The sequence below is a fragment of the Streptomyces sp. NPDC087906 genome (assembly GCF_055584925.1).
Map to the genome: position 1 here is coordinate 182,844 of NZ_JBVJLC010000001.1, position 16,819 is coordinate 199,662.

Genomic DNA, 16,819 nt, shown 5'->3' on the forward strand with positions numbered 1-16,819 from the left:
AGGACCATACTTCTGTCATGACCGCGTATGACGCCATCGTGCTGGCCGGAGGCGCCGCCAAGCGGCTCGGCGGCGCCGACAAGCCAGGGGTACGGGTCGGTGGCCGGGCGCTGCTCGACCGGGTGCTCGGCGCCTGCGCCGGCGCCAGCCGTACCGTCGTCGTCGGCGGCAGACGGCCCACCGTACGGCCGGTGAGCTGGGCCCGTGAGGAGCCGCCGGGCGGCGGTCCGCTCGCCGCGCTCGAAGCGGGCGTGCGGCACGTCGAGGCACCGGCCGCGCTGGTGCTCTCGGCGGATCTGCCGTTCCTTCGAACGGCGACCGTGGACCGGCTGATCGGGGCCCTCGCGGCAGGTGACGCCGAAGCGGCGCTGCTGACCGACGCCGAAGGCCGGGACCAGCCGCTCGTCGCCGCGTACCGCACGGAGCCGCTGCGTCGCGAGATCGCGCTGCTGCGCACCGAGTACGGCAGCCTCGCCGGGCTGCCACTTCGCCTGCTCCCGGCCGAACTTGACCTGGTACGCGTCGAAGCGGGACCGCTGGCCTCGTTCGACTGCGACACCTGGGAGGACATCTCCACGGCCCGCGCCCGGATCAGGGAGCATGGGACCGTGCTGGACGAATGGATCACCGCAGTCAAGGACGAACTCGGCATCGAGCTGGACGTCGACACGGGCGTACTGCTCGACCTCGCCCGCGACGCCGCGCACGGCGTCGCCCGGCCCGCCGCCCCGCTGACGACCTTTCTGGTCGGGTACGCGGCGGGGCAGGCGAGCGGGGACGGACCGCAGGCCGTCGCCGAAGCGGCCCGCAAGGCGGCGGCGCTCGCGCTCCGCTGGGCGGAGGAGGTCGATAGCGCCGAAGGAGCCGAAGGAGCCGAAGGAGCCAAGGGGGACGAATCCGGATGACGGCTCCGGACCGCGGGACGGGGGCCGCGGCCAGGCCCGAGCCGGCCGGTGCCGAGCCCGCCGGTGCCGAGACCGACGGTGCCGAGACCGACGGGGTCGAGGAGGCGCTGGCCCTGGTCGGCAGGCGACCACCGGACGGCCGGTCACCGGAGGGGGACGGCGCCGACCCTGAGCGGCATCTCGCCCTCCCCTGGGCGGCGGCCCGCGCCGTCGCGCAGCGCTCCGGCCGGCAGGGCGCCGCGCCGGACGCGCGAAGTCGCCGGGTGCCGCTCGACCAGGCCCTCGGCGAGGTGCTCGCCGAGCCGTTGGCCGCGCTCACCGACCTGCCGTCCTTCGACACCTCCGCCATGGACGGCTGGGCGGTCTCGGGTCCCGGACCCTGGTCCGTGATCGGCCCCCTCGGCGGTGACCACGACAGTCCCGGCCGCGACGGCATCCTCGCCGGGCGCGGCGCGTGCGAGCCGCTGCCCGACGGCCTGGCCGTACGGATCGCCACCGGCGCCCGGGTCCCGCCCGAGGCGACGGCCGTGATCCGCAGCGAACATGCCCGCACGGACGCGGGCGGCCGGCTCCACCCCGAGGGCCAGGTGGTGCAGGGTCAGGACATCCGGCCGCGCGGCCAGGAGTGCCGCTCCGGCGACCAACTGCTGCCCGCGGGAACGCCGGTGACCCCGGCGGTCCTGGGTCTCGCCGCCGCCGCCGGTTACGACGACCTGCGTACCGTCCCCCGGCCCCGGGTCGAGGTGCTGGTCCTCGGCGACGAACTGCTCACGGAGGGCCGCCCGCACGACGGACTCATCCGCGACGCCCTCGGCCCGATGATCGGCCCCTGGCTGCGGACCCTCGGCGCCGAGATTGTCGCCACCCGCCGGATCGCCGACGACGCGGGCGCGCTGTACCGTGCCGTCACGCGCTCCACCGCCGATCTCGTCATCACCACGGGCGGCACGGCGTCAGGGCCCGTCGACCATGTGCATCCCGTGCTCCGCAAGGCGGGTGCCGAGCTGCTGGTGGACGGCGTCACCGTCCGGCCGGGCCATCCCATGCTGCTCGCCAGGCTGGCCCCCGGACGCCATCTGGTGGGGCTGCCGGGCAACCCGCTCGCCGCCGTCTCCGGGCTGCTCACCCTCGCCGAGCCGCTGCTGTGCGCCCTGGCCGGGCGGCGGACACCGCAGGCGTATCGCGTGCCGGTTCGGGACGAGATCCAGGGGCACCCGTCCGACACGCGCCTTGTACCCTTCGTCCACCGGGCCGAGCGGCTCGTACCCCTGCACTTCAGCGGTCCGGCGATGCTGCGCGGTATCGCCGCCGCGGACGGTCTCGCGGTTGTTCCGCCGGGCGGCGCGCTGCCGGGCACCGAGCTGGAGGTTCTTGATTTGCCCTGGACGGCCGCAGTCGAGGGCGGGTGTTTCACGTGAAACTTCCCGGCCATGACGCGATGGCGCGGAACGCGGACGAGCATCTGGTCACCGCCCGGGTCGAACTGCCCCGCCGCCAGGTCAACAAGCCGCTGGTGCAGGTCACCCGACGGCTGGTGATGGCGCTGGTGGTGCTGTTCGTGACGGTCTTCATCGTCTGGATCGACAACAGCGGCTACCACGACAACTCCGACAACAAGGTCGACTTCCTCGACGCCGTCTACTACGCGACCGTCACGCTCTCCACCACGGGCTACGGCGACATCGTCCCGTACAGCGACTCGGCGCGGCTGGTCAATGTGCTGCTGGTGACCCCGCTGCGGGTGCTCTTTCTCATCATCCTGGTCGGTACGACCCTTGAGGTCCTCACGGAGCGCACCCGGGAGGAATGGCGGCTGAACCGCTGGAGGTCCAACTTGCGTGATCACACCGTCATCGTCGGCTTCGGTACGAAGGGCCGCTCGGCGATGCAGACCCTGTGCGCCACGGGCCTCAAGAAGGACCAGATCGTGGTGGTCGACCCCTCGGTCAAGGTGATCGAGGCGGCCAACGCCGAAGGTTTCGTGGGCGTCGTCGGTGACGCGACCCGCAGCGAGGTACTGCTGCGGGCCGAGGTGCAGCGGGCCCGGCAGATCGTCATCGCGACCCAGCGCGACGACACGGCCGTCCTGGTCACGCTGACCGCGCGCCAGCTCAACCGCCCCGCCAAGATCGTCGCCGCGGTGCGCGAGGAGGAGAACGCGCCGCTGCTGCGCCAGTCGGGCGCCGACGCCGTGATCACCAGCGCCAGCGCGGCGGGCCGGCTGCTCGGCATGTCCGTCCTCAGCCCCACGGCGGGCTCGGTGATGGAGGACCTGATCCAGCAGGGCAGCGGCCTCGACCTCGTGGAGCGCCCGGTGATAAAGGCCGAAGTCGGCCTGGGGGTACGGGAGACGGACGATCTGGTGGTGAGCGTGCTGCGCGGGCACCGGCTGATGGGCTACGACGACCCGCAGGCGAGCCCGCTCCAGCTCACCGACCGGCTGATCACCATCGTGCGGGCACAGAACCCGGCGCCGCCCGAAGAGACGAACCGAGCGAGCTGAGCCGTCAGGAGGCGTCGAAGAGCGCGCTGACCGACTCGCCGTTGTGGATCCGCCGTACCGCCTCGGCCAGCGCCGGGGCGATCGACAGGACCCGCAGCTTCTCCGTGTGCTCCTCGATCGGTATCGGCACGGTGTTGGTGCAGACGATCTCCAGCACGTCCGGCTGCTCGGACAGCCGCTTCAGCGCGCCAGCCGCGAACAGTCCGTGCGTACAGGCCACCCGGATGGAGCGCGGCCCCCGCTCACGCAGCCGGTCGAGGAGTTCCAGGACGGTACTGCCCTTGGCGATCTCGTCGTCCAGGACAATCACGTCCCGATCGGCGATGTCACCGATCACGGTGCTGATGGAGACCCGGTCGTCGGCGAACCGCTGCTTGGCACCCGCGGCCACCTGCGCCCCCAGCATGCGGGCGAACGTGGCCGCCTCCTTGGCGTTGCCCAGGTCCGGCGAGACGACCGTGGTCTGCGACAGGTCGTAGCCGTGGAAGTGGTCGGCCAGCTCGCGCAGCGCGTGCAGATGGTCGACGGGCACCGAGAAGAAGCCGTGCACCTGCGGCGAGTGCAGCGTCATCGCCAGCACCCGGCTTGCGCCCGAGGTCACCAGCAGATCGGCGACCAGCCGGCCGCCGATGGAGATGCGCGGCGCGTCCTTCTTGTCCGAGCGGGCGTACGCGTAGTGCGGCATCACGACGGTGATCCGGCCGGCCGAGGCCCCGCGCGCCGCGTCGCACATCAGCAGCAGCTCGACAAGGTTCTCCTGCACCGGTGTGACCAGCGGCTGGATGATGAAGACGTCCCGCTCCCGGCAGTTCGCCTGGAGCTGGACCTCAAGGCAGTCGTTGGCGAAGCGGCTGACCCGCGCCGGACTGAGCGGAACCCCCAGATGCGCACACACCTCCGCCGCCAACGCAGGGTGAGCACTACCGCTGAATACAGCGATGTCTCGCACGAATCCGCTCCTCGGCTGGCCGATCAGGGCGTATCTCACACTAGTGGCCCGGCCACGCGCCCGCTGCGGCGAGGTCCTGGTGCGGGCGGATCGGGTGCGGGCGGTACCCGCCGGGGTACGTTCGGGCGTATGAAGGCAATCACGATCACCGAACCGGGTGGGCCCGACGTGCTGGTGTGGTCCACCGTGCCGGATGCCGAGGCAGGTCCGGGGGAGGTCCTCGTCGAGGTGGCGGCCTCGGCCGTCAACCGGGCGGATCTGCTCCAGCGGCAGGGCCACTACGAGCCGCCGCCCGGCGCCTCCCCCTACCCGGGGCTCGAATGCGCGGGCCGGGTCGCCGCGCTCGGGCCCGGGGTGGCCGGCTGGGCCGTCGGGGACGAGGTGTGCGCGCTGCTGTCCGGCGGCGGTTACGCCGAGAAGGTCGCCGTACCGGTGGGGCAGCTCCTCCCGGTGCCCGCCGGGCTCGATCTGACCTCGGCTGCGGGACTGCCCGAGGTCGCGGCGACGGTGTGGTCGAACGTGTTCATGATTTCCCACCTGCGGCCCGGCGAGACGCTGCTGGTGCACGGCGGCGCGAGCGGCATCGGCACGATGGCGATCCAACTGGCCAAGGCGGTCGGCGCGCGGGTCGCGGTCACCGCGGGCGGCCCCGACAAGCTGGCCCGCTGCGCCGAGCTGGGCGCCGACATCCTGATCGACTACCGCGAGCAGGACTTCGTGGAGGAGATCCGCAAGGCCACGGACGGCGCGGGCGCCGATGTCATCCTCGACATCGTCGGCGCGAAGTATCTGGAACGGAACGTGCGGGCGCTCGCCGTGAACGGCCGGCTCGCCGTGATCGGGATGCAGGGCGGTATGAAGGCCGAGCTGAATCTCGGCACGCTGCTCGGCAAGCGGGCCGCCATCACGGCGACGTCGCTGCGGGCCCGCCCGGAGAGTGAGAAGGCCGCGATCATCGCCGCTGTGCGGGAGCACGTCTGGCCGCTGGTCGCCGACGGGCAGGTCCGGCCGATCATCGACCAGAAGCTGCCCATGTCCGACGCGGCCGGGGCCCATCGCGCCCTGGAGGCCGGTTCGCACATCGGCAAGATCCTGCTGGTGGCGGGCTGACGCCCGGATCCGGCGGCGCATACGCGGTGTGCCCCCTTTGTCGAGGGGGCACACCACGCCGGGTCCGGCAGGTGCGAGACAATGGCCACATGGATAAGCCGAGGAACGAACGTTCGCAGGAGAGCCCCCACGTTCTCGTGGTGGGACAGGACGGGATGGCGCTCGGCGGCGGCGACGCCGACAGCGAGCCGCGCGAGATCCCGGTGACGGAAATGGTCGAGCAGCCGGCGAAGGTCATGCGGATCGGCAGCATGATCAAACAGCTTCTCGAAGAGGTACGGGCGGCCCCTCTGGACGAGGCGAGCCGGGTCCGGCTGAAGGAGATCCACGCCGGTTCGGTGAAGGAGCTGGAGGACGGACTCGCCCCCGAACTCGTCGAGGAACTGGAGCGGTTGTCGCTCCCCTTCACCGACGAGGCCATCCCCTCCGAGGCCGAGCTGCGCATCGCGCAGGCTCAGCTCGTGGGCTGGCTGGAGGGCCTGTTCCACGGCATCCAGACGGCGCTGTTCGCGCAGCAGATGGCGGCCAGGGCCCAACTGGAGCAGATGCGGCGGGCGCTGCCGCCGGGCTCGATCCCCGAGGACGACGACGAGCAGGGCGGCCACGGCGCGCTCCGCTCGGGCCCGTACCTGTAGGCGAGCCGCACCTGTAGGCGAGCAGTACCCGTAAGCGGGAGCGGTACCTGTCACGAGCCGGTACGACGACGGCCCGGCGCACCTCGCGGTGTGCCGGGCCGTCCGCGTGTCCGTCCACGCCGCCGTGTCCGCTACGTCGCGGCCCTGCGCGACAGCGCCCCGCGCGAGCGGGTCACGAGCGCCGCCAGCACCGCCGCGCCCAGCGGGACGGCGATCAGGAGCAGCCCCAGCGTCTCCCAGGGGATGACGATCGGGATGTGCGGCACGGGCATCCGGCCCGAGCCCTGGTCGATGGACTGCTGGTAGTTGGCCAGCGCCGACCGCTTCTCGGTCAGCCGCAGCCCTATCGCGGGCAGCACCCCGGACGCGGTGCCGAGCAGCACCCCCATCGCGGCCACCACCCCGCACTGGAAGCCGCTGAGCGTCCTGCGGACCCGGGAGGGCGCTCCGACGGCCGCGAGCGTCTTCAGGTCGGCCTCGGCGTCGGCCTGGGCGAGGCCGGTGGCGATACCGGCGGCGCCGATGGTCACCAGGCCCGCGAAGATGCTCAGCGACAGCAGCACGATGCTGTTCTTGCTGACGTAGCCCTGCTCGACCTGGAGATCGACGGAGCTGCCGGTCTTGGCGAGTTCGGAGTCCAGCTTCTGCTGCTGCGCGCTGGTCGGCATCGAGGTGGTCGAGAAGTACGCGCCGAGCGGCACGGTGTCGATCCCCGCCGCCTTGGCGGCGGCCGGCGGAATCAGCATCTCCAGGCCGTAGGCGTTCGTGCCGTCGGGCGCCTGGTGCACGCTGAACTTCTTGACGGTGCCCGGCGGGTCCTCGCCCTTGGCACTGGCCTCGTCGGCCGCGGCCGTGTCGGTGATCAGCCGGATGCTCGCCTTGCCGTCCTTGCCGAGGTTCAGCTTGTTGAACGAGACCACCTGGCCCGCGTCCAGCGCCTTGACGGCCGCCGGATCGTCGATGCCGAGGACGCTGAGCACCTTCGCGTCACCGACCGCCACACCGCCGTCGATGCCGCTGTACACGGTCTGCTGGACGCAGCGCGGGTCGTCGGCCAGCTTGCGCCGCTCCGCCTTGGAGAACTTGGGTGTCTTGCCGGTGTCGTCGCTCTCCCAGAGCGGGCAGTTGTTGGCCGGGGGGACGACGACCTCGTAGCGCCCGCAGCCTTCGGCGTCGCTGTACGGGGAGCAGCCGGGTTTGCCGACGGAGAGCCGGGAGATGTCCGCCTCCACGTCCACCGGGGTCGTCTGCACGACCGCCTGGCGTGCGGTCGCCACATCACGGCCGGCGTCCTCGGTGATCATCAGGGAGATGGCGCCCCTCGGCAGGGACGGTTCGTACGCCTGCCTGGACTCGGCGTCGCTGCTCGCCGCGTACGTGGACACGGCGACCGTACCGGCGACGGCGGCGAGCACGGCGGCCACGGCGGGCGCCGTGCGGCCGCGGTTGCGTACGGCGTCGCGCAGCGCGAGCCGCGGTGAGAGCGACATCCAGCGGCCCGCCTTGCCGAACAGCCCCACCAGGGCCGGGGTCAGCGCGACGACACCCAGCTCGGCGATGGCGCTGCCGCCGGCGACGACGGCGTACTGCTTGGTCATCGTCGAGCCGTACAGCGCGAGCGCCCCGCCCAGCAGGAACGCGATCAGTCCGAGCGTCGGGAGCACCTTGCTGGTGGTGCGCACGCCGCGGCGGCCGGTGAGGGACGCCAGCACGGTCTGCCGGGAGGCGGTGACGGCGGGGACGATCGCTGCCAGCAGGCCGGTGAGTACGGCGAGCAGGGCGATGCCGAGCAGTTCCAGCGGCCGGACGTTGAAGCTGCCGAACCGCTGGCCCAGAAGGTTCTCGATGACGGGTTGCAGGGCGAGGGTCAGGCCGACGCCCAGCGCCGTACCGACGACGGCCGAGGCCACGCCGATGACCAGGCCGCCGGAGAGCACGATGGCCCGGATGTGCCGGCGGTCGCCGCCGTTGGCGCCGACGAGGCCGAGCTGCCGGCGCGAGCGCCGGGCGCCGACGGCGAAGGCGGGGCCGGCCAGCAGGCAGATCTCCAGCATCGCGAGGCCCACGACGGTCGCGGCGGCGGCGAGTTGTTCGGCGGCGGCCGAGGAGTTCCTGTAGGGGCTCCAGTCCTTCGTCTGGAACAGTGGGACATCGGCGTCGGCCGGCGGATGCAGCATGACCGCGCGAGAAAGTACTGTTATGCCGGTTTTATTGGTGTTTTGCACCATGTTCCACGTGAAACCACCGGGCACGCCGACCAGTTGTGTGGTGGACCGGTAGCCGACTTCGAGCCCCTGCGCCTTCAGGGCCTTGCCGAGGGGTGCGAGCAGCGCGCCGGGCAGAGCGTTGACCTGTTCGGCCTTCAGATCGCTCGGCAGCTCGTAGGCGCCGACGATGCGGTACTCGACGGTGAGCCCGCGCGCGGTGACCTTCGAACCGATATGCAGCCCGCTGTTCTTCAGGAACTGCGTGGTCGCCGCGACCTCGTTGATGGTCCTCGGGAACCGGCCCTTGTCGAGCCGCATGATGCCCTTGGTCATCGGGTCCGTGGTCGTCAACTCGCGGACCCGGGTGGACAGCAGACCGTGGGTGGTGCGCAGCTTCGCCGTTCCGGTGGTGTCGGTCAGCGCCCTGGCCCCGGGCGGCAGTGCCTTGCGCAGGTCGCCGTGGCCGTCGGGATACGGCTTGTTCTCGAAGTCGCCCACCGGGCTGTACTGGTTGCCGTCCGGGGACTGGAGCAGAGGTGTGCCGCCGAGTTCGGGATCGATGAGGCGCGCGTCGGCGGCACCTATATCCCGCCGCAGATTCTGCTCGGTGGAGAGGTCGGCGCTGCGGATCGTCAGATCGGCGGCGCTCACCCCGAGGATGGGCAGCGCGATCATGGCGAGGACGAGGAAGCTGCGTCCCTTGAAGCGCCAGGCGTCGCGCCTGGCGATCCGGATCGCGGCACGCCAGGAGTGGTAACCGGTCATCACCGCTGGGCCGCCTGGCTGGTGAGCAGGGAATCCGCCTCGCTGCGGACGGTCTGGTCGACGACGGCGCCGTCCCGCAGGAAGACCACCCGGTCCGCCCAGGCGGCGAACCGCGGTTCGTGGGTGACGAGGATGCCGGCGGCGCCCGCGTCGCAGCGGTTGCGCAGCAGGGCGAGCACCGATTCGCCGGTCTCGGAGTCCAGGGCGCCGGTCGGCTCGTCGGCGAGCACCAGCCGGCGGTCGCCGACCAGGGCGCGGGCGATGGCCACCCGCTGCTGCTGGCCGCCCGACATCTCGTCGGGGAACCGGTCAGCCAGGGCTTCGAGCCCCATCTCGGAGAGCGAGGCGAGCGCTTCGACCCGGCTCTTGCGGGCGGAGACGCCGTCCAGTTCGCGCGGCAGGGCGATGTTCTCGGCCGCCGTGAGGGCGGGGATGAGGTTGTAGTCCTGGAAGACATAGCCGATGCTGCGGCGGCGCAGCGCCGCTATCGCCTTGCGGCCGGCGGTGGTGATGTCCGTGTCCTCGACGATCACCCGGCCCGATGTGGGGCTGTCGAGTCCGCCGGCGATGGTGAGCAGCGTGGACTTGCCGGAGCCCGAGGGGCCCATGACGGCGACGAGTTCGCCGGGGAAGACATCGAGGTTGATGCCGCGCAGGGCGTGCACCTCGGTGGCCCCGCTGCCGTGGACGCGGGTGAGCTGCTGGAGCTGGAGCACCGGGCGCTGGGCGCTGCGCGCGCCGGCCGGACTCTGTGGCTCACGCGGCTGTTGTGGCTGCTGGGGCTGTGGTGACTGGGCAGGCATAGGGGGTCCCCCTCTGGGCGTACGTGTGGCGTGCGAATGACGTTCAGGTCGGTTGCGGGACCGGCCGCCGTGCGCGGGGCCGGTCCCGGATCAGCGCTGGTCGGCCGGCTGTCCGGCGGCCGTCCCGGTCACGGCGGCCGTCCCGGTCACCGGGGCGGCCGGCTCCGCCGCTGCCGCGGTGTCCTGGTCGGGCGGCAGCATCGAGAGCCGGACCAGCCGGGCTTCGCAGTGGTCGAGCCACCTGGCCTCGGCCTCCGTCTGGAAGATGAGCTGTTCGAGCACGAGCAGCCAGGCCACCTCGTCCCGGTTGACCGGTTCGGTCCCGAGCGCGCGGGCCTTGAGCCGGGTGTAGTCCTGCATCGCCTGGACGGTGTGGTGGCGCTGCGACTGGATGACCTCCCGGATATCGACACCGGGCGCGCCCACCGCCATGGCGAGCTTGATCGCCAGTTCGTCGCGCGGCGGGTTGCTGCGGTCGACGGGGGTGCGGAACCAGGAGTTCAGCTCCGCGCGTCCGGGGTCGGTGATCGCGTACAGCGCGTGCCCCGACCCGTCCTCCCCGTCCTGCTCGACCATCCCGTCCCGTTCGAGCCGGCTGAGGGTCGTGTAGACCTGGCCCACGTTGAGCGGCCAGGTGGCACCCGTGCGGCTCTCGAACTCCGTACGGAGCTGGGAGCCGTAGCGCGGACCGCGTTCCAGCAGGGCGAGTAGCCCGTGGCGAATCGACATACTCAGTATGTATACCGAGTATGTCGTCGCCCGCAAGCGACCTGAGAAGGAGCTGTGCGGGTAGTACTCAAGGGGGACGGAGCGCCGTCAGCGCCGCCGCAGCCGCAGTCCGAGGAAGCCGAGACCCAGGCCGAACAGGGTGATTCCGGCTCCCAGGGTGAGCACGGGCACCGGCCGTTCGGACGACTTCCCCACCGCTTGCGGGTCCGGCCGGCGGGCCGCGTCGGGCAGCGGAACATCGGGCAGCGGTGCGACGGGCGCGGCCGACCGCGTGGCGGGGGGCGTCGTGGTCGGCGCCGAGGCAGGGGCCGAGGGGGTGTCCTCGGGGCGGGAGACCTCGGGCCCCGTCGTCCTGCCGGGCCGCTCACGGCCCTCCCCCGCGGGCCGCCCGGCCAGCGAGGCACCGGCGTCGGGGGACGGGGGCGCCGACGCGTCGGCGTACGCGACGGCGGGCGGCACGGCGAGCAGCAAGGAGGCGGCGGCAGGCACCCAGCGGGCGCTGATTCGAAGCCGTGAAGTCACCGACTCAGCGTCACATGCGATAACAGACCCGGCATCTCGGACACCCCGCTCGGGCCGCGGGCGTGCTACTCCGGGTTGCCCGACGAGATCGTCAGCTCGAACTCCGTGCCCTTGGCGTCCATGGGGGAGCCGGCCGACGGGTACTGCTTGATCACCGCGTCCTGCGGGTACTGCGCGGTGTCGACGACGTCCTGCGGGTCCTTCCAGGTCCACCCGGCGGCCCGCAGGCACGCCTTGACCGAGAGCAGGTCCTTGTACCGCAGGTCAGGCGCCTCGACCTTCGTCGGGTCGCTGCCGTCCTCGATCGGGTCCTTGCACTTGTCGCTGTCGATCGTGCGGCTGCGGTCAGGACCCAGATGCCCGGCGACCGGAGTCGCGGTCTTGTCGGACGCCTTCGTGTCGTCGTCCCCGCCGGCCCGCATCGACAGCGCGACCGCGCCGCCGATCACCACCAGGGCGACCACGATCGAGCCGACGATCACCGGCATGTTCCGCTTGCGCCCGCCACCGCCCGCGCCGCCCGCGGCCGTCGCGTGCGGCGACATCGAGTACGGCGGCGGTGTCTGCCGCGGCACCTGGTAGCCGGCGGACTGCGGATAGCCGTAGCCCTGCATCGGCTGGTGCATCGGCTGCTGGTGCAGGGGCTGCTGTGTCGGCGCACCGTACGGGCCCGGCTGCTGCGGGTACGGCGTCTGCAGGCTCTGCGGCGGCGGCGCCTGCAGCGACTGGTCGACCGGCGGGAAGACCGCGGAACCGACCCCGGCCCCGCTGTTCGTCGGAGCGCCCTGGATGATCACCGGCGCACCGGTCTGATGCCCCGAGGGCAGCACCCGCGCGCACTCGTCGCGCATCGCCTCCGCGCTCGGGAAGCGCTCGTTCGGGTTCTTCTTGAGCGCCCGCGCGACGAGTGCGTCCATCGCCGGGGTCACCGAGCGGTTGATGCTGGACGGCGGGACCGGCTCCTCCTGCACATGCGCGTACGCGATCGCCAGCGGCGAGTCCGCGTCGAACGGCAGCCGGCCCGTGAGGAGCTGGAAGAGCATGATGCCGACCGAGTACAGGTCCGAGCGGGCGTCCACGCCGCGCCCCAGCGCCTGCTCGGGCGACAGGTACTGCGGGGTGCCGACGACCATGCCGGTCTGCGTCATCGACGTGACACCCGACTGCATGGCGCGCGCGATGCCGAAGTCCATCACCTTGACCACGCCGCGCTTGGTGATCATCACATTGCCCGGCTTGATGTCGCGGTGGACCAGACCCATCTCGTGGCTGGTCTCCAGCGCGGCGAGCACGTCCGCCGTCACCTTGAGCGCCTTGTCGGCCGGCATCGCGCCGTACTGGGCGATGTCCGCCTGGAGGACCGAGCCGAGCGGCTGGCCCTCCACGTACTCCATGACGATGTACGGCATCAGCGAACCGCCGAGGGCGTCCTCGCCAGTGTCGAAGACCGAGACGATGTTGGGGTGCGACAGTTTGGCCACGGCCTGCGCCTCGCGCCGGAACCGCTCGCGGAACGACTGCTCCCGGCCCAGTTCCGTATGCAGAGTCTTGATCGCGACCTGCCGGTCGAGCGCCGAGTCGTACGCCAGATATACGGACGCCATGCCGCCTTCGCCGAGCAGGTCACGAAGCTGGTACCGGCCGCCCGCGACCGAACCGCCCGCGTAGCGGCCGTGTGCGCCGTCCTGACTCATGACTGTGCTTCCCCCTAGGCCGCGACGATGCGCGAAGATCCCCCTATTTACAGGGCAAGTCTGCCGCAGGCCCCTCAGACGTCAAGCGAGGTGCCCGTTCCGTGACCGTACGCACAGCAAGCGTCTCGGAAGCGTTACAAGAACCTCAAGGAATTTGCGTGCCTGCCACGGCACCGGGTTTGATGACCGGTCTCAGTGCCGGACCGGCGTGTCACCGGAAGGCTGTAGCGTGACGTGGCATAGCACCCTTGGGACATACCGATAACACCGCGGTCCGCGCATGTGGACAGAATCCCCATGCCGACAGACGCGGACAGAAACGACGGCGAGGACTGATGTCACCCGAACCCGAAGCAGGCGGCGGCGGCGTGCCGGATGCGGCGGACTCCTGGGGCGTCGGCGGGCTGGTCGGCGACGGCCGCTACCGGATGACCCACCGCCTGGGCCGCGGCGGCATGGCGGAGGTGTTCGCAGCCGAGGACGTACGGCTCGGCCGTACCGTCGCCGTCAAGCTGCTCCGCTCCGATCTCGCCGAGGACCCGGTCTCCAAGGCCCGCTTCACGCGCGAGGCCCAGTCGGTCGCCGGGCTCAACCACCACGCGGTGGTCGCCGTCTACGACTCCGGCGAGGACACCGTGGGCGGCCAGACCGTCCCGTACATCGTGATGGAGCTGGTCGAGGGCCGCACCATCCGCGACCTGCTGGTCAACGCCGAGGCGCCGCCGCCCGAGCAGGCGCTGATCATCGTCTCCGGGGTGCTGGAGGCGCTGGCGTACTCGCACCAGCACGGCATCGTGCACCGCGACATCAAGCCGGCGAACGTGATCATCACGGACGCCGGCGCCGTCAAGGTGATGGACTTCGGCATCGCGCGCGCCCTGCACGGCGTGCAGTCGACGATGACCCAGACCGGCATGGTCATGGGCACGCCGCAGTACCTCTCCCCCGAGCAGGCGCTCGGCAAGGCCGTCGACCACCGCAGCGACCTGTACGCGACGGGCTGCCTGCTCTACGAACTGCTCGCGCTGCGGCCGCCGTTCATCGGTGAGACGCCGCTCTCCGTCGTCTACCAGCACGTCCAGGACGCGCCCGTGCCGCCGTCCGAGGTCTCGGACGTGGCGCCGCCGGAGCTGGACGGCCTGGTGATGCGCTCCCTCGCGAAGGAGCCCGACGACCGGTTCCAGAGCGCCGAGGAGATGCGCGGCCTCGTCCAGTACGGCCTGCAGATGCTCCAGCAGCAGGGCGGCCACACCGGCACCTGGAACACCGGCCCTGTGGACGCGCTCGGCGGCGCCGGCGCGGGCGCCATGGGCGGTACGGCGACGACGGCGGCGCTGGGCCACCCGCCGCACGGCGACACCGCGCAGCGCCCGCTCCTGCCGCCGGTCAATCCGGAGGACGGGGCGTACGCGTACGACGGCGGCCGGGGCGGTGGCGGCGGCCGGAACAAGATGTGGCTGTTCGTCGCGCTCGCGCTGGTCGCGATCGTGGCGGGCGCGGCGTACGCGGTGCAGAGCATCGGGGGTGACAGCGGTACGAAGGAGCCCCCCTCGGACAAGCAGTCGGCGTCCGTCTCGCAGACGCAGGACACCACGGAGCCGTCGCCCACGGACGACGAGAGCGACCAGCAGTCGACGGACCCCGACTACACCTCGGGCGATAACGACCAGCCGGACTACACGCCGAGCGCCCCCGAGGCCCCGGCGCCGTCCCACTCGCCGAAGCCGTCCGACGACCCGTCGGCTTCGAACACCGGGTCGGCGGACGGCGGTACGGACGCGGGCGGCACGGACGGCGATCCCTCGGGCCCGCCGGTCAGCGACCCGCCGACCGGCGGAGGCGACGACGGGGGCGGCACGCCGGGCACGAATGCGGGTGGCGGCGACGACGGCGGCGCGGGTGACGGCGGCGACCCGGGCGGCGACCCGGTGGGCCAGGTAACGGGCGGCTGACGGCTGCGCCGTCGCCTGGCGGTGTCGCCGTCCGGCAGGCGCGGTTTCGGTTGCGGGTTTTGGTTGCGCCGCGTCCGGCTGGTGCCGGGTTCCGGGGCCTCCGGAGGGGGGTGTCCGGACTGCTCGATCGCTAGCGCTCCTACGCTTTACGTCCGGACACCCCCCTCCTGCGACCCCGGCCCCCTCGCGCCGGTGGGTCCCAGCCCGACGTCCGCGTGGGCGCGGCTTGTGGGTGCGTGCGGGCTGAAGGGGGTCGTGCAGGGGTGGTGTCCGGAGCGTAAAGCGTGATTTGCGGCGCATGTCCGGGTGCACCGCGTGTGGGACGAGTACGCGCCGTAAATCGTGCAGCGCAGGACGCCACCCCGGAACGGCCCCCGGCGACCACCGCAACCCAGACACCCGTACCCCGCCGGACGGCGGCGCGGGTCAGTTCGCGAACGCCTCCCGTACCGCCTCGTACTCCCGCGTCCACCACACCGCCAGCGCCGACACCGCCGCGAACTGCGGGTCCGCCCTGCGGTCGTCGCGCAGGTAGCGCCAGCGCAATATCCAGAAGTCGTTGAGCCGCTCCCACCACACCCGGTGCACCGCGGCGGCCAGTTCGGCGCCGTCCGCGCCTGACGCCCCCCGGTACGCCCGCGCGTACGCCCGTACCTTCGCCAGCTCCAGCGCGCCCGTCGGCAGGACGAAGAAGATGGCGGCGGCCCGTACGGCCTCCTCGGCGCGCGGTTGCACGGCCAGCCGGTCCCAGTCGACGATCGCGGCCGGTTCGGCGCCCCGGTAGAGCACGTTCAGCGGGTGGAAGTCGCCGTGCACCCACCCGGCGGCCGGCTCGGCGCCCGGCGGCGGCCGGTGGTGCGCGTACCGCTCCAGCAGGGCGCGGCGCTCGGCGAGCCGGTGCAGGGCCAGCTCGTCGAAGGCGTTGCGGCGGGTGCGGCCTCGGGCCAGGCCGATCAGCTCGTCGATGAGGGTGAACGTGTCGGCGGGGTCGGCGCTGTCGTGCGCGAGGGCGGCGAGTGCGGCGGGGCGCGCGTCCATCACCTGCTCCAGGCAGATGTGGACGAGCCCGAGCAGACCGCCGAGCCGCCGCGAGGCGAAGGCGGTGAGCTGGCCGCCGTCGCGGTGGCGGCCCTCGATCCAGGGGTGCAGGGCGTAGCAGTGGCCGCCGACGACGGCGACGGTCTCGCCGCGCGCGTTCTCGACGGGCGGCGCGACCGGCACGCCGAGCGTCTGGAGCCGCCGGACGGCCCGGTGCTGGCGTGTGATGGCCTCCTGGTCGCCGTCCAGGTGGTGCTTGAGGAAGTACGCACCCCGGGTCGTGGCGAGCCGGTAGCCGCGGTTCAGCAGGCCCTGGGCGACGGGTACGCAGGAGACGGGCTCGCCGGCGTCCGGGTAGCGGCGGAGCAGCGCGCCGAGCGGTGGCAGTGCTTCGGGCGGCGGGGCGGGGGCCGGTAAGGCCAGAGCCGGGGCGGATAACGCCAGAGGAGTCAGAGTGTCAGATGAGCGCGGCACTCGTCAGATGATAGTTGACGCTGCGTGTCGGACCTGTCGCTCTGCCGCGTAATCGAGCGTGTGTACGGTTACGAACTGCGGGACCAGCCGCAGATAGACCGCCTCGAACGGCTCGCTGTCGACCTGGAGCGGCTCCGGCTCGGCCTCGAAGAGCGCGGTCTCGCGCGGTGTCGGCGCGGTGAGCTGGGCTGTCCCCGTGCACTGGACGGACCAGAGGTTCCGCTCGCCCGAGCCGAAGTTGTCGGCGGAGTACGTGACGACGCTGCCGCCGCACGCCCGGTGGTAGCCCAACCCCTTGTGCATGCGCAGCACCACCGAGTCGGCGCCGACGAAATGGCGGGCCGGCGCCACGAACGGCATGGCCCGCATGCTCGTCGTGACGCGTCCGAAGGGCACGCTGGTCAGGAGCTGGAGGGCGCGGTCATCATCGGTGGGCATGTCCTCCACTGTCCGTCACCGAAACGCCCGTCAACAGGGGAGACGGCCCTGGATCATGCGGGACGTTGGTCCCTGACCCGGCGTGCCGCCCGGCC

At 72.1% G+C, this 16,819-nt stretch carries 14 protein-coding genes; 6 read left to right on the forward strand and 8 right to left on the reverse strand.

Features of this window, described 5'->3' with window-relative positions; translation table 11 throughout:
• The first annotated feature begins 17 nt into the window (after positions 1-17).
• Genes ACZ63I_RS00800 through ACZ63I_RS00810 form a run of 3 tightly spaced genes read left to right on the forward strand, consistent with a single transcriptional unit; the run spans position 18 to position 3,408 of the window.
• Positions 18-905 (forward strand): NTP transferase domain-containing protein, encoded by an 888-nt coding sequence (locus ACZ63I_RS00800; protein WP_469334027.1) that lies wholly within the window; start codon positions 18-20, stop codon positions 903-905.
• Positions 902-2,323: a molybdopterin molybdotransferase MoeA gene (locus ACZ63I_RS00805; RefSeq protein WP_469334029.1), complete on the forward strand. Its 1,422-nt coding sequence runs from the start codon at positions 902-904 to the stop codon at positions 2,321-2,323. The genes ACZ63I_RS00800 and ACZ63I_RS00805 overlap by 4 nt, the downstream gene beginning before the upstream one ends.
• Positions 2,320-3,408 carry a potassium channel family protein gene (locus ACZ63I_RS00810; protein WP_469334031.1) on the forward strand — a complete coding sequence of 363 codons (1,089 nt, stop codon included), beginning with the start codon at positions 2,320-2,322 and terminating at the stop codon, positions 3,406-3,408. The genes ACZ63I_RS00805 and ACZ63I_RS00810 overlap by 4 nt, the downstream gene beginning before the upstream one ends.
• A gap of 4 nt (positions 3,409-3,412) precedes the next feature.
• On the opposite strand, the gene ACZ63I_RS00815 is transcribed toward ACZ63I_RS00810, so the two are convergent.
• Positions 3,413-4,357 carry a ribose-phosphate diphosphokinase gene (locus ACZ63I_RS00815; RefSeq protein WP_469334033.1) on the reverse strand — a complete coding sequence of 315 codons (945 nt, stop codon included), beginning with the start codon at positions 4,355-4,357 and terminating at the stop codon, positions 3,413-3,415.
• A 129-nt stretch (positions 4,358-4,486) separates the two neighbouring features.
• On the opposite strand from ACZ63I_RS00815, the gene ACZ63I_RS00820 reads away from it, so the two are divergent.
• On the forward strand, positions 4,487-5,467 hold the full coding sequence (locus ACZ63I_RS00820) for an NAD(P)H-quinone oxidoreductase (protein ID WP_469334035.1): 981 nt from the start codon (positions 4,487-4,489) through the stop codon (positions 5,465-5,467).
• A gap of 89 nt (positions 5,468-5,556) precedes the next feature.
• On the forward strand, positions 5,557-6,102 hold the full coding sequence (locus ACZ63I_RS00825) for a bacterial proteasome activator family protein (protein ID WP_469334037.1): 546 nt from the start codon (positions 5,557-5,559) through the stop codon (positions 6,100-6,102).
• A 131-nt stretch (positions 6,103-6,233) separates the two neighbouring features.
• Here the strand turns inward: ACZ63I_RS00825 and ACZ63I_RS00830 are convergent, their stop codons facing one another.
• The 5 genes from ACZ63I_RS00830 to ACZ63I_RS00850 form a co-directional block, all read right to left on the reverse strand.
• Complete coding sequence (locus tag ACZ63I_RS00830; RefSeq protein ID WP_469334038.1) at positions 6,234-9,077, reverse strand: ABC transporter permease; 2,844 nt, start codon at positions 9,075-9,077, stop codon at positions 6,234-6,236.
• Positions 9,074-9,877, reverse strand: coding sequence for an ABC transporter ATP-binding protein (locus ACZ63I_RS00835; protein ID WP_469334040.1), 804 nt, complete (start codon positions 9,875-9,877; stop codon positions 9,074-9,076). The genes ACZ63I_RS00830 and ACZ63I_RS00835 overlap by 4 nt, the downstream gene beginning before the upstream one ends.
• A gap of 90 nt (positions 9,878-9,967) precedes the next feature.
• Positions 9,968-10,606, reverse strand: a complete 639-nt coding sequence (locus tag ACZ63I_RS00840) for a PadR family transcriptional regulator (protein WP_469334042.1) — start codon at positions 10,604-10,606, stop codon at positions 9,968-9,970.
• An 87-nt stretch (positions 10,607-10,693) separates the two neighbouring features.
• Positions 10,694-11,128: a hypothetical protein gene (locus ACZ63I_RS00845; protein ID WP_469334044.1), complete on the reverse strand. Its 435-nt coding sequence runs from the start codon at positions 11,126-11,128 to the stop codon at positions 10,694-10,696.
• A 65-nt stretch (positions 11,129-11,193) separates the two neighbouring features.
• Entirely contained in the window at positions 11,194-12,822 is a 1,629-nt protein-coding gene (locus ACZ63I_RS00850) for a protein kinase domain-containing protein (RefSeq protein ID WP_469334046.1), read from the reverse strand.
• A gap of 335 nt (positions 12,823-13,157) precedes the next feature.
• Here ACZ63I_RS00850 and ACZ63I_RS00855 point away from each other — a divergent pair, with 335 nt between their 5' ends.
• Positions 13,158-14,774: a protein kinase domain-containing protein gene (locus ACZ63I_RS00855; RefSeq protein WP_469334048.1), complete on the forward strand. Its 1,617-nt coding sequence runs from the start codon at positions 13,158-13,160 to the stop codon at positions 14,772-14,774.
• Positions 14,775-15,200: 426 nt separating this feature from the next.
• On the opposite strand, the gene ACZ63I_RS00860 is transcribed toward ACZ63I_RS00855, so the two are convergent.
• Complete coding sequence (locus ACZ63I_RS00860) at positions 15,201-16,235, reverse strand: phosphotransferase (protein WP_469335496.1); 1,035 nt, start codon at positions 16,233-16,235, stop codon at positions 15,201-15,203.
• Positions 16,236-16,289: 54 nt separating this feature from the next.
• A complete protein-coding gene (locus ACZ63I_RS00865) occupies positions 16,290-16,724 on the reverse strand; it encodes a pyridoxamine 5'-phosphate oxidase family protein (protein WP_469334049.1) in 435 nt (144 codons plus the stop codon).
• Positions 16,725-16,819 lie beyond the last annotated feature (95 nt).